10 protein-coding genes and 1 tRNA gene are annotated in these 12,885 nt (G+C 59.0%); 4 read left to right on the plus strand and 7 right to left on the minus strand.

The window, feature by feature from the left end:
* The first annotated feature begins 44 nt into the window (after window positions 1–44).
* The 3 genes from MKS11_RS14225 to eco all read left to right on the plus strand — a co-directional run bounded on the left by MKS11_RS14225 (window position 45) and on the right by eco (window position 2,081).
* Window positions 45–121, plus strand: a tRNA-Pro gene (locus tag MKS11_RS14225).
* Between the two features lie 185 nt (window positions 122–306).
* Window positions 307–1,416 (plus strand): AI-2E family transporter, encoded by a 1,110-nt coding sequence (locus MKS11_RS14230; protein WP_211773120.1) that lies wholly within the window; start codon window positions 307–309, stop codon window positions 1,414–1,416.
* A gap of 173 nt (window positions 1,417–1,589) precedes the next feature.
* The gene (eco, locus tag MKS11_RS14235) at window positions 1,590–2,081 is read left to right on the plus strand and encodes a serine protease inhibitor ecotin (protein WP_004201671.1); all 492 of its coding nucleotides are present in this window, start codon (window positions 1,590–1,592) and stop codon (window positions 2,079–2,081) included.
* Between the two features lie 55 nt (window positions 2,082–2,136).
* Here the strand turns inward: eco and mqo are convergent, their stop codons facing one another.
* Window positions 2,137–3,771: a malate dehydrogenase (quinone) gene (gene mqo / locus MKS11_RS14240; RefSeq protein ID WP_049093638.1), complete on the minus strand. Its 1,635-nt coding sequence runs from the start codon at window positions 3,769–3,771 to the stop codon at window positions 2,137–2,139.
* Window positions 3,772–4,051: 280 nt separating this feature from the next.
* On the opposite strand from mqo, the gene MKS11_RS14245 reads away from it, so the two are divergent.
* A complete protein-coding gene (locus MKS11_RS14245; protein WP_227686111.1) occupies window positions 4,052–5,290 on the plus strand; it encodes a SulP family inorganic anion transporter in 1,239 nt (412 codons plus the stop codon).
* Here MKS11_RS14245 and mgtE read toward each other — a convergent pair.
* From mgtE to MKS11_RS14275, 6 genes are all read right to left on the minus strand, one after another.
* Complete coding sequence (mgtE, locus tag MKS11_RS14250; RefSeq protein ID WP_004201674.1) at window positions 5,253–6,689, minus strand: magnesium transporter; 1,437 nt, start codon at window positions 6,687–6,689, stop codon at window positions 5,253–5,255. The genes MKS11_RS14245 and mgtE overlap by 38 nt on opposite strands.
* 148 nt (window positions 6,690–6,837) lie before the next feature.
* Window positions 6,838–8,481, minus strand: a complete 1,644-nt coding sequence (locus tag MKS11_RS14255) for a multidrug ABC transporter permease/ATP-binding protein (protein WP_017899303.1) — start codon at window positions 8,479–8,481, stop codon at window positions 6,838–6,840.
* Window positions 8,482–8,555: 74 nt separating this feature from the next.
* A complete protein-coding gene (alkB, locus tag MKS11_RS14260) occupies window positions 8,556–9,209 on the minus strand; it encodes a DNA oxidative demethylase AlkB (RefSeq protein WP_117131131.1) in 654 nt (217 codons plus the stop codon).
* Complete coding sequence (gene ada / locus MKS11_RS14265; RefSeq protein WP_153650832.1) at window positions 9,209–10,273, minus strand: bifunctional DNA-binding transcriptional regulator/O6-methylguanine-DNA methyltransferase Ada; 1,065 nt, start codon at window positions 10,271–10,273, stop codon at window positions 9,209–9,211. The genes alkB and ada overlap by 1 nt, the downstream gene beginning before the upstream one ends.
* 73 nt (window positions 10,274–10,346) lie before the next feature.
* Window positions 10,347–11,399, minus strand: a complete 1,053-nt coding sequence (gene apbE / locus MKS11_RS14270) for an FAD:protein FMN transferase ApbE (protein WP_004201678.1) — start codon at window positions 11,397–11,399, stop codon at window positions 10,347–10,349.
* A gap of 103 nt (window positions 11,400–11,502) precedes the next feature.
* The gene (locus MKS11_RS14275; protein ID WP_032453553.1) at window positions 11,503–12,606 is read right to left on the minus strand and encodes an OmpK36 porin; all 1,104 of its coding nucleotides are present in this window, start codon (window positions 12,604–12,606) and stop codon (window positions 11,503–11,505) included.
* Window positions 12,607–12,885: the final 279 nt, after the last annotated feature.

Genomic DNA, 12,885 nt, shown 5'->3' on the forward strand with positions numbered 1-12,885 from the left:
GCTTGCATTCGCCTGGGGAACGGGTAATATTGTTCCCCACGCGTCGGCACGTAGCGCAGCCTGGTAGCGCACCGTCATGGGGTGTCGGGGGTCGGAGGTTCAAATCCTCTCGTGCCGACCAAAAATCCCAGAGAAACCAGCCTTTTAAGGCTGGTTTTTTTATGTCTCTCTTTTACGCCCGTCCCCCACCTCGTTGAATTTGTGCCCTTTCCGCGCCACAGCGTATAGAGTACGACTATCCTGATGGTAAATTACGTCGTAGCATCTATTATTCGACCGTATGACTCATAAGCAGGAGCGGATGACATGAGAGTTAATGGACTTACCAAAGGATTTTTCATCCTTATCGTCTTCATTGTAACCCTGGCCTTTTTTGATGTTCTCTCACCCTACTATTCCGCCATTCTCTGGGCCGCGATCCTCGCGGTGATTTTTAATCCGGTCAAAAACAAAATTCGCACCCGCCTCGGCGAGCGTAATGGCCTCGCGGCGCTGATGACCATCGTCATTATCTGCCTTATCGTGTTTACGCCGCTGGCGATTATCCTGTCGTCACTGGCCTACGAGCTGAACGTGGTGTACAGCAAACTGCAGCATAAAGATACCCAGTTCCCGACGGTGGTCGCCAGCCTGATTGCCCACCTCCCCGGCTGGGCCAGAAGCTTCCTGGCAGAACATAACCTTGATAGCGCGCAGCAGATCCAGCAGCAGCTCTCCGATGTCGCCCTGAAAGGTGGCCAGTATCTGGCCGGCAGCGCGTTTCTGATTGGCAAAGGGACCTTTGGCTTTACCGTCAGCTTCGGCATCATGCTGTACCTACTGTTTTTCCTGCTGAAGGATGGACCTTACCTGGTGCTGTTGATCCTCGAATCTCTGCCGTTATCCAGCTATGTGAAGCAGCACCTGTTCGCTAAGTTCGCCGCAGTGGCCCGCGCCACGGTAAAAGGCACCGTCGCCGTGGCGCTGGCGCAGGGGGCGCTGGGCGGCTTAGCCTTCTGGATCGCCGGTCTGGACGGCAGCATTCTCTGGGGGGCGCTGATGGCGTTCCTGTCGCTTATCCCGGCGGTGGGCTCGGCCATTATCTGGGTGCCGGCGGCTATTTACCTTTTTGCTACCGGCCAGTTGTGGCAGGGCGCCTTTATCGTGGGCTTCTTTGTCGTTGTGATTGGTCTGGTGGACAATATTCTGCGTCCGCTGCTGGTGGGCAAGGATACCAAGATGCCGGACTACCTGATCCTGATCGCCACTTTAGGCGGCATGGAGATCTACGGTATCAATGGATTCGTGATCGGGCCACTGATCGCCGCCTTGTTTATCGCCTGCTGGAATTTGCTGTCGGGACGGGAACATGCTGGCAACACCGATGAAATCGATGAAGAGTTTATTGAGGAAGCGAAAAATAGCCGTACTGAATAGCTTCTCCGGCAGGCGTCTGGCGGCCCGCCAGCGCCTCTGTCGCGCTCTGAACGCTGCCCTTTTGCCAGTAGATAACACTGTTCACTTTGCAAAAAATGGTAAATAAATCTTAACATTCAGCTAAGTGATGATAGGCTATCCCTGTCAGGAACGAAAATAAAGGATGATCAACCGTGAAAAAAATCACTACGCTAGCCGTTTCTCTGCTCACCGCCGCCTGCATGTCTGCCGGTGCCCTGGCTGCAGACCAGCCGCTGGAAAAAGTCGCGCCGTTCCCGAAAGCGGAAAAAGGCATGAAGCGTCAGGTTATTCAGCTGCCGCAGCAGCAGGATGAGTCGGCGTTGAAGGTTGAGCTGATGATCGGCCAGACGCTGGAAGTCGACTGCAACCACCATCGTTTTGGCGGGCAGCTGGAAAGCAAAACCCTGGAAGGCTGGGGTTATGACTACTATGTCTTTGATAAGCTGAGCGGCCCGGTATCCACCATGATGGCCTGCCCGGACGGCAAGAAAACGAAGAAATTTGTTACTGCCGGCCTCGGCGATGACGCTATGCTGCGCTACAACAGCAAGCTGCCGATCGTCATCTACACGCCGACTAATGTCGATGTAAAATATCGCATCTGGCGCGCCGACGAGACTATCGGCAACGCCGAGATCCGCTAAGGCGCGCAATTAAATCAGCAATAAAACAACGGCAGCCCGCAGGCTGCCGTTTTTGTCAGAGCGCGATGTCCGCCATCGGTTTGCCGCCGCTCAGCGGCTTCAGCTCCGCCTGCGGAGCTTCATCCGCCGCCGCGGCCGGCTCATATTTAAGCTCCAGCACTTCACTGGTCCACGCCAGAGTTTTCTCAATCTCCGCCGGGTTGCCATCAAGGCGAATACCGTAGGTCGGGATGATCGCCTTCAGCCTGGCCTGCCATTCCGGCGAATTCACTTTGTCTTTAAACACTTTTTCCATCAGCTGCAGCATGATAGGCGCCGCGGTGGAGGCGCCTGGCGATGCGCCGAGCAGCGCCGCGACGGTGCCTTCGTCATCGCTGACCACTTCGGTGCCCAGGCGCAGTACCCCGCCCTTCTTCGCATCGCGCTTGATGATCTGCACACGCTGACCGGCCTGCCACAACCGCCAGTCCTCTTTCCGCGCTTCCGGATAGTATTCGCACAGCGCGGCCAGACGATCTTTATCTTTCTGCATCACCTGGCTAATCAGGTATTTCACCAGATCGAAGTTGTCCAGGCCGACGTTGAGCATCGGCAGGATATTCGAGGTATTGGTCGAGGCCAGCAGATCCCACAGCGAACCGTTCTTCAGGAAGCGGGTCGAGAAGGTGGCGAACGGCCCGAACAGCACCACGCGTTTACCGTCGATAATACGGGTATCGATGTGCGGCACCGACATCGGCGGCGCGCCCACTTCGGCCTGGCCGTAAACCTTCGCCAGATGGTGGTTTACTACCTCCGGATTTTCGCAGACCAGGAACTGGCCGCCGACCGGGAAGCCGGCATACTCTTTGGCCTGCGGAATGCCGGTTTCCTGCAGCAGGGTCAGCGCTGCGCCGCCGGCGCCAATAAAGATAAATTTGGCTTTAATGACCCGCTTCTGACGACGGTTGTCGGCATCCGCGAGGGTCACCGTCCAGCTCTTGTCGGCGTTGCGCTTGAAGCGACGCACCACGGTGCCCAACTGCAGGGAGAAATTATCATGCTTTTGCAGGCTGGCGATCAGCTGGCGGGTGATTTCCCCATAGTTGACGTCGGTTCCCATTTCCGTACGGGTGGCGGCCACCTTTTGCAGCGGGTCGCGGCCTTCCATCACCAGCGGCGCCCAGGCTTTGATCTGCTGATGGTCTTCAGAATAACGAATGCCGCGGAACAGTTCGCTCTGCTGCAGCGCCGCATAACGTGCGCGCAGGAAGTTGACGTTATCTTCGCCCCACACAAAGCTCATGTGCGGCACGCTGTTAATGAATGATTTTGGTTTGTTCAGGACGCCGCGCGTCACCTGATGCGCCCAGAACTGACGCGAGATGTGGAAGGCTTCGTTGATGTCGACCGCTTTGTCGATATTGATGCCGTTGGCGGTCTGCGGCGTATAGTTCAGCTCCATCAGCGCCGCGTGGCCGGTACCCGCATTGTTCCACCCGTTTGAGCTCTCTTCCGCCACGCTGGACATCTGCTCAACCATGGTAATAGACCAGTCTGGCTCAAGCTCCTGCAGCCAGGTTCCCAGTGTGGCGCTCATAATGCCGCCGCCAATCAACAATACATCCGTCTCTTGCTCATGGCGGGTGTTGGTCCGAGTGCTGTTGGGACCAACCGCCTGTGAGCGTGGTACGGCCATCTTTTTATTCATCGGATTTGAGCCTTACTTTACTCGCTGTTTTATTTAGCGCAGGTGATACGATTGTCACCCCTCACGTTACCACCGAAGCTCAAAAATTTAAATATTGTTTAAATTTTAAGTTCTGTTTTGAGATCCGTTATAAAAATGTTTAATAAATGTATACACCAAATCACTTTTTGTACTGGTGCCCTGGCAGATTCCGCGCTATCATCCCTGGTTTTGTGACAGACCGCACGGAAGCAGGGCCTGACACCGCTCCTCCTTTTTTTATAATCTGCGAACTTTTTTTATGCCCCCAGTTTCAGACCCCGCCGCTTCCGGCAACCTGCGTCCAATCCTTCGTTCTCCGTCGCTGCTGACGCGCGAAGTCCTGGCCGGCGTGCTCACCGCCCTGGCGTTAATTCCTGAAGTGATTTCATTTTCGGTTATTGCCGGCGTTGACCCGCAGGTGAGCCTGATTGCTTCCGTCGTGCTCTGTCTGGCGATGTCGCTACTCGGCGGACGCCCGGCGATGGTCACCGCCGCCGCGGGATCAGTGGCGCTGGTCATTGGCCCGATGGTGCATCAGCACGGCGTGGGTTACATTCTGCCAGCCGTCATTCTGGCGGGTATGATTCAAATTTTGTTTGGTCTGTGCGGCATGGCGCGCCTGATGCGCTTTATTCCCCCGGCGGTGATGACCGGGTTCGTCAACGCCCTCGGGATCCTGATTTTCTTCGCCCAGGTGCCGCACTTCTGGAGCCGCCAGCCGCTGATCGTCGGCCTGTTCGTCCTGACGCTGCTTATCGTTCTGTGGGCGCCGCGCTTAATTAAGACTATCCCGGCGCCGCTGATCGCCATCGTCGCGCTCACTCTCTATACCGCGACCACCGGCCAGCTGCTGCCGACCGTGGGTGATGAAGGGTCAATGAGCGGCGGCCTGCCGGGGTTCACCGCCCTGACCGTTCCCCTGAACCTGACCACCCTGCAGATAATCTGGCCGTGCGCCCTCAGCATCGCCTTTGTCGGCCTCATGGAGTCTCTGCTGACGGCTAAGCTGGTGGATGACCTGACCCATACGCCGTCGAATAAATCGCGGGAGAGCGCCGGGCTGGGGATCGCCAACATCCTCGCCGGCTGTTATGGCGGTATCGCGGGCTGCGCGATGATCGGCCAGACTATCGTTAACGTGGAAATGGGCAAAGCCCGTAGCCGTCTCTCAACGGTTATCGCCGGCCTGGTGCTGCTCCTGCTGGTGACAGCGCTCAGCCAGGTGATGGCGAAAATCCCGATGGCGGTCCTGGCCGGGGTGATGGTGATCGTGGCGGTGAAGACCTTTAGCTGGCACAGCATTCTCCCGGGCGAGCTGGCGCGCAATCCGTGGCCGGAAACGCTGGTGATGCTGGTGACCGTCGCCGCGACGGTGGGAACCAGCAATCTGGCGATTGGCGTGCTGGCGGGGATTGTCGCGATGGCGATCATCCCCCGCCGCCTGCGGGCAAAAGCGCAGGCTACATCAGAAACAGCGTCGCCAGACCCAGAAAAATAAAGAAGCCGCCGGTGTCGGTGATAGCGGTAATCATTACGCTGGAGCCGACCGCCGGGTCACGCCCCAGCTTCACCATGACCATCGGGATTATCACGCCCATCATCGCCGCCATCAGCAGGTTGAGCATCATGGCCAGCGTCATCACCCCGCCAAGCTGCGGATCGTCATACAGCCACCAGGTGATGGCCCCCATGATCCCGCCCCACACCAGGCCATTAATCAGCGCAACGCCCATTTCACGCAGGATCAGAAAGGTAAAGCTGCCGGGCTGGATCTGCTGCAGCGCCATCGCCCGAACGATCATGGTGATCGTCTGGTTGCCGGTATTGCCGCCGATCCCGGCGACGATCGGCATCAGCGAGGCCAGCGCCACCAGCTGTGAAATGGTATGTTCGAAGCCGTCGATGACCCTGGAAGCGATAAACGCCGTACACAGGTTCACCGCCAGCCACGCCCAGCGCGTTTTCACCGCTTTGCTGACCGGGGCGAAGACATCTTCTTCATCGCTCAGGCCGCCCATCCGCCGCAGATCGTTGTCGGTCTCTTCATAGACCACATCGACGATCTCATCGATGGTCAGACGGCCGATCAGTTTGCCATCGGCATCGATAACGGCGGCGCTGAGCAAGTCATCACGCTCGAAGGTGCGCGCCACCTTCTCCGCTTCTTCATGCGGCTGAAAGGTGACCGGATCGCCCTCCATCACCTCCCCCACCCGCTTCTGCGCATCGTTGAGCAGAATGGTCTGCAGCTCCAGCTCGCCGAGCAGCAGCTTATTGCGGGTGGTGACGAACAGTTTATCGGTGTTCTCCGGCATTTTCCCGAGACGCCGCAGATAGCGCTGGACCGCCGCCAGGGTGGCCTCCGGCCGCACCGTAATGACCTCAAACTCCATGATCGACCCGACGCTGTTGTCGGCATAGCGCATAATCTGGCGAATACGGGCGCGCTTCTCAGCCGGCAGGGTCGCCAGCAACCGTCCGGTCAGATTGCGCGGCAGATGCTGCAGCAGGTAAACCTGTTCATCGATATCCAGCGGCTGCATCGCCTGCAGCAGCTCGTGGTCGCTCATCTTATCGATGAGGTCGCCCCAGACGTTTTCTGAAGCTTCCAGCAGCACTTCGCCGCGTTTATCGTCGGGCACCAGGCACCACAGCGCGGTGCGGGCGTCATAGGGGAGCGCTTCCAGCGCATCGGCGAGATCCGGCGGCGGCAGATGCGAGACCAGCATTTCCACTTCAGCCAGGTCATCGGCCAGCGTCCCTTCATCGTAACGTTCGGCCAGCGTCAGTTTGCCCAGCAGCGCGGAGGTCACCGCTTTATCGGTGCTCAAGAGCCAAATCAGACGGGCGCGCTCTTCGTCACGCAAGCGGGCGCTTTTTTTATGCAAAACGGACATCGGTCAGGCAATCCTTTTGAGAATAGTGAGCCGGCCTGCGGGCCGGAAGCCTTAAGCATAGCGCGAGGAGGGGGAAATAATAACCGTCAGCACTGTAGACGCTGAAAATTTCAGCGGCGCCCGGCTTTCCCCGGGCGCGCAGCGTGAATCAGGCCGTGCGGGCCACCGCATCGCGGGAGGCCTGCGCCCGCTCTTCGCCAGTGAGCTCGGACAGCTGCCCGGCACGCATCTCCAGCAGGCGATCGGCGTGCTGGAAGTAGTGATCGTCATGGCTGATGGCAAACACGGTTTTCCCCATCTGCTTCATCAGCGGCAGCAGGACCTGGTAGAACTCGCGGCGGAAATGCGGATCCTGATCCGCCGCCCATTCATCCAGCAGAATGATATCCCGGGACTCGGCCAGCGCCAGCAGGAGCGCCACGCGCTTCTTCTGCCCTTTCGACAGCCGAAGGTCGCCGATCTTACCGTTTTCCAGCTGCAGCTTGTGGGCCATTTGCAGACGCTCCAGCCACGTTGCCACCAGCGCCGGATCGGCCTCCTCGCCCTGCGGCCCGAGCAGACGGTCGAACAACCAGACGTCAGTAAACACCGCGGAGAACAGTTTGCGGTACGCCTCCGGTTTATCCGCCGCCAGCGGCTGGCCGTCCACCAGAATCTGACCGGAAACCGGCTGATACAGGCCGGTCAGGAGCATCGCCAGGGTTGATTTGCCGCTGCCGTTGCCGCCGATGAGAAACACCAGCTCGCCGCGTTTTAGCGTCAGATTAAGCGGCCCTACCGCAAAGCGCTGGTCCGGATAATGGAAGGTGACATCGCGCAGCTCCAGCGTCTGCCAGTCAGCCTGCGGCTGCGGCCGGGGGAAATCCGCCCGGTAAGGGGCGAGCGAGAACTGGCGCAGCTTGTTGAACGCCACCTGGGCGCTAAGCAGCGTGGGCAGCGCGCCGACGGCGGAGAGCAGCGGCGTGCGCAAAAACAGCAGCGTCAGGGAGTAGGTCGCCGCCACGGCGGTATCGGCCCAGCCGAGGCTGTTGGCCATCCAGAACACCAGCCCGATGGCGCCAAGCATCATAATATTCGACCAGTTGACCGCGCTGAGATGGAAGGTATCGGCGCGAACGATGTGGTGCCGGTAGTCGCGGGCGTCCGGGAGATAGAGCTGATTAAACACATACTCCGCGCGCTCCCGGTTGAGGGTCAGCTCTTTACGCCCTTCCAGCACCGTCTGGTAGTCGTGATAGAGCTTATCTTCCGTTTCGCGCAGGCTGGCCATATGTTTGTACACCCGCGACACCAGCACAAAGCCGCCCCAGATGGTGAGCGCCATCCACAGCGCCGTCACCAGCATCATTTTTCCTGACAGCCAGGCCAGATAAGCGGCGGAGCCGAAGGTGAGAATGATCCCCTGCACCAGCTCAGGGAGGCGTACAAAGGCGATGGTAATATTGCGGATATCGCTGGTCAGCCCGGCAAGCAGCGACGCGCTGCCGATCTTCTCCACCTGTTCAATCTGGGTATCGAGGATGCGTTTCACAAACTCGCCGCGCAGGCGAAAAACAAAATGGTGGCCGAGGGTGGTCAGCGCCAGCTGCGAGCCCAGGGTCACCGCCATTAACAGCCCCAGCAGGCCAAGAAATTCCGGCAGCACCCGCAGCGAGGTATCGACAGTGGCGATCAGGCGCATGTTAATAAAAGCGATTAAGCCGATACCCAGCGCGGCGCTGAGCAGGCTAAGGGCAATAACGCCCAGAAACGGCCAGCGATACTGGCGCCAGACGAGAGAAAGAAGTTCCATAACAGGCTATCCGGAAAAGCAAAACAGCCAGCAGTTTAAACGGCTCGCCGGTGACATCAAGAATAATTCTTATTTTAATCGCCGGGACGGCCCGCCTGCCGAAAGGTGAGGTTATATCGACAGTCGCCGGTCTCGGGATGATGGCCCGCTTTCAGCGGCTGAATGCCATGATAAAACAGGCGCGACTCCCCGCCCCAGACCACCACATCGCCATGCTCCAGCAACAGCCGCCGCAGCGGGTCGCTGCGCTGCAACCCGCCAAACTGAAAGATGGCCGGCAGGCCCAGGGAGACCGAGACGATCGGCGCCCGCAGATCCTGTTCATCTTTATCCTGATGCAACGACAGCTTTGCGCCGGGCTGGTAGCGGTTAATCAGACAGGCGTCGGGGGAAAAGCCCGGATAGCCGCCGGCCGCGGCTGCCGCCAGCGCCAGTTCATGGAACACGGCCGGCATCGGCGGCCAGGTGTGACGGGTGACCGGATCGACCGGGGCGTAGAGGTAGCCGTGGCGATCGGTGGTCCAGCCCAGCCGGCCGCAGTTGGTCATCGCCACCGACATGGTGTACCCGCCCGGCGTGACCATCTGGCGAAACGGCGACTGGCGGGCGACGTCGGCAATCGCCTGCAGCAGCCCTGGGGCACGCTCGCGGGCAAAGCGGCGAAGCACCACCGCGCCGGGGGCCAGCGGCTCCTGCCACGGTGGGGTATCGCTAAACAGATCGAGCATTACTCCTCCTCTCGTTGCGCCTCGCGCGCCAGCAGCTGCGCTTTTCGCGCCGTTCCCCAGCGATAACCGGATAGCGCGCCATCTTCACGCACCACCCGATGGCAGGGAACGATCACCGCCAGTGAATTCGCCGCGCAGGCGCCGGCCACGGCTCTTACCGCCCGCGGCTGGCCAATATGCTCGGCCACCTGGCGGTAGCTTCGGGTCTCCCCCGCCGGGATCTGCCGCAGCGCCTGCCAGACCTGCAGCTGGAACGCGGTGCCCCGCAGATCCAGCGGCAGCGACACCGGCCGCCGGCTGTCGTCGAGGTGGGCGAAAATCTCCGCCATCTGACGACGGAACTCAGGGTCGCCCTGACGCAGCTCGGCGCGGGGAAAGCGCTGACGCAGATCGTCGAGCAAAGCAGCATCGTTATCACCCGGCAGCACAGCGCAGACGCCGCGTTCACTTTGCGCCACCAGGCAGCGGCCCAGCGCACAGTCGCCCGTCGTCCAGGTCACCACGGTGGCGGCGCCGCCGCGGCGAAACTGGCTGGCGGTCATCCCTAAGGCGGCATCGGCCTGGCGATAATAGCTGCTGCTGTCGGGAAAGCCGGCCGCCAGCGCGGCGCGGGTCACCGGTTTCCCCTGCTCCAGCGCCTCCCGCAGGCGTCGCGCGCGCCACGCCTGCTGCCAGGCTTTCGGGGTCATGCCGGTGACGGATTTGAATAAACGGTGGAAATGAAACGGGCTGACCGCCAGCTCGCGCGCCAGCGCCTCGAGGGTCAGGGGCGCCTCCTGCTCCAGCAGCCGACAGGCCTGCGCCACCTTGTCGATCCTTTGCTGCTGCGGAGAGTCTTTATCCGGCTGGCAGCGTTTGCAGGGGCGGAATCCCGCCGCCACGGCAGCAGCGACGTCAGCAAAAAAGCGCACGTTTTCCCGCCGCGCGCGCCGTGAGCGGCAGGAGGGACGGCAGCAGACGCCGGTGGTCAGTACCGCAAAGACGAACTGACCATCGGCCCGGGTATCACGCTCGCAGACCGCCTTCCAGCGGCGGTCATCGGTATCGGCAACTATCGGTTTCATCACGGGTCTCCTGCTGTAAGTGTATCCTCAGTCTGCGGTAAAGCCCGCAGCAAAAAACCCGCAATCTTGCTTTTTAATTTTTTTCGCCGACGAGAAAGGTACGGAACTGCGGCGACATCCAGGTTTTAAAGCCCTCCCCCTCTTTGACGATCATGTAGACCGCCAGGCCCTGCTCGCGCACCACCTGCTGCGCTTTTTCCGGCCCCAGCACCATCAGCCCGGTATCCCAGCCGTCCGCCTCCAGCGCCGTTGGCGCAATGACGGTCACGGAGACCAGCTTATGGGTTATCGGCTGCCCGGTCTGCGGATCGATGACGTGCGAGATACGTTTGCCATCGAGTTCATAGTAGTTGCGATAGCTGCCGGAGGTGCTGATGCCGTGACCATTGATGTCGACAATCGCCTGAACGGCGTTTTCCCGGTCGGTCGGTTTCTGGATCGCCACCCGCCAGGGCTTGCCTTCGCCGTTCATCCCGCGGCTCACCAGCGCCCCGCCCACCGACACCAGATAGCGGGAGATCCCCTCCTGCTCCATCAAGCGCGCAAGGTGGTCGGCGGCATAGCCTTCCCCCACGGTGGAGAGGTCGACAAACAGATCGGGAATATCTTTTTGCAGGAACTGCCTGCCGCTCTGATTGATAACCTGCAGATGCTGCAGGCCGGTGCGCGCTTTCGCCGCGGCGATCGCCTGCGCATCCGGAGTGGCGACCGGCTGTTTATCCGGGCCAAAGCCCCACAGATTGACCAGCGGCCCGACGGTGATATCCATCGCGCCATGCGTTTTGGCGCCAATCCGCAGCGACAGGGTCACGATGTCCGCCATCGCTTCGCTCACCGGCCAGGGCCGGGTATCCGTCGCGTGGTTGAAACGCATCAGCGCCGAGTCGTTTTTCCAGGTCGACAGCAGGCGATCGTCGGCGTCCAGCTGGGCCTGAACCTTGGCGCGCAGCGCCTGCGCCTTTGCCTCATCCACGCCGATAACGCTGACCCGCCAGAAGGTGCCCATTGTTTTGCCATCCAGCACGGTGGCCGTTGATGCGGGTGTCGCGGGAGTGGTGGCTGAATCGCAGCCAGAGAAGAGTACGCAGGCGCCCAACAGCGCGGCGCGAAAGAAAGTCATATCCATTAATCGAGGCTCCTCTTACCAGGGCGACAAGAGTATACCAGCGAGGTTAAACCAGACATAAAAAAAGGCGCCGGAGGCGCCTTTTTGTTATGCAGCTTGCGACTTAGAACTGGTAAACCAGGCCCAGTGCAACCACGTCGTCGGTAGAGATACCGGCGTTGCGGGTGAAGCTGTTGTCGTCCAGCAGGTTGATTTTGTAGTCAACATAGGTGGACATGTTTTTGTTGAAGTAGTAGGTCGCGCCCACGTCAACATACTTCAGGATGTCCTGGTCGCCGTAGCCTTCCAGATCCTTACCTTTAGACTGCAGGTAAGCCACGGACGGACGCAGACCGAAGTCGAACTGGTACTGAGCAACCACTTCGAAGTTCTGCGCTTTGTTAGCAAAGCCCAGAGAACCAGCGCGGGTCGCGTTGTAGGTCTGGGTGTACTGAGTGGCCAGGTAGATGTTGTTCGCGTCGTATTTCAGGCCGCCGGTGTAGGTTTCAGCGTTGTCGCCACGACCCAGTGCCAGCTTGCTGTTCTGGTCGCCAAGACGTTTGGAGTTAGAGTATGCGAAACCAGCACTGATGCCATCAAAGATGTCATAGGTCAGAGAGGTACCGTAACCGTCGCCGTTCTGTTTCAGAGCGGTACGACCGTTGTTGGTCGGAGACAGAGCGCCTTCACCGCTCGGGCTGCCGTTTTTACCCTGGTACTGCAGAGCAAAGTTCAGGCCGTCAACCAGACCGAAGAAGTCAGAGTTACGGTAGGTTGCAACGCCGTTAGCACGGGACTGCAGGAAGTTGTCAGAACCGTAGGTGTCGCCGCCGAATTCCGGCAGAACGTCGGTCCAGGACGTTACGTCGTATACTACGCCGTAGTTACGACCGTAGTCGAAAGAGCCCGCGTCGCCAAATTTCAGGCCTGCGAATGCCAGACGAGTCCATGCCTGATCGCTGGAGCTTTCAGTGTTGTTCGCCTGAACGTTGTATTCCCACTGGCCGTAACCGGTCAGCTGGTCGTTGATCTGGGTTTCGCCTTTCACGCCTACACGCATGTAGGTCTGGTCGCCGTCGACGCTCTTGTCGTCAGAGAAGTAGTGCAGACCGTCAATTTTACCGTACAGGTCTAATTTGTTGCCGTCTTTGTTATAAATTTCAGCCGCATTTGCTGCGCCTGCTACCAGCAGAGCCGGTACCAGGAGGGACAGTACTTTAACTTTCATGTTATTAACCCTCTGTTTGTTATATGCCTTTTATTATGCCACTGCTTACTGATTACCCTTCTAATCAGTCGGCTATTTCATTGTGCTGCAAAATGCAGAATAATCCAACAAGAATATGATACTAAAACTTCTAAGATGTTTCAAAGTTCCCACAAGATGTTTCAATTTGTAAATATGGCGGAACTTTTTTTTACCCCAAAATGGCCAAGGAAATACGCACTAATAATCAAAAAAATTATTTAGCCATTTAAAATCAACATGATATACAAAACCAAGCCT

The sequence above is a fragment of the Klebsiella sp. K5-45 genome (assembly GCF_030128605.1).
Taxonomy (GTDB): Bacteria; Pseudomonadota; Gammaproteobacteria; order Enterobacterales; family Enterobacteriaceae; genus Klebsiella; species Klebsiella quasipneumoniae.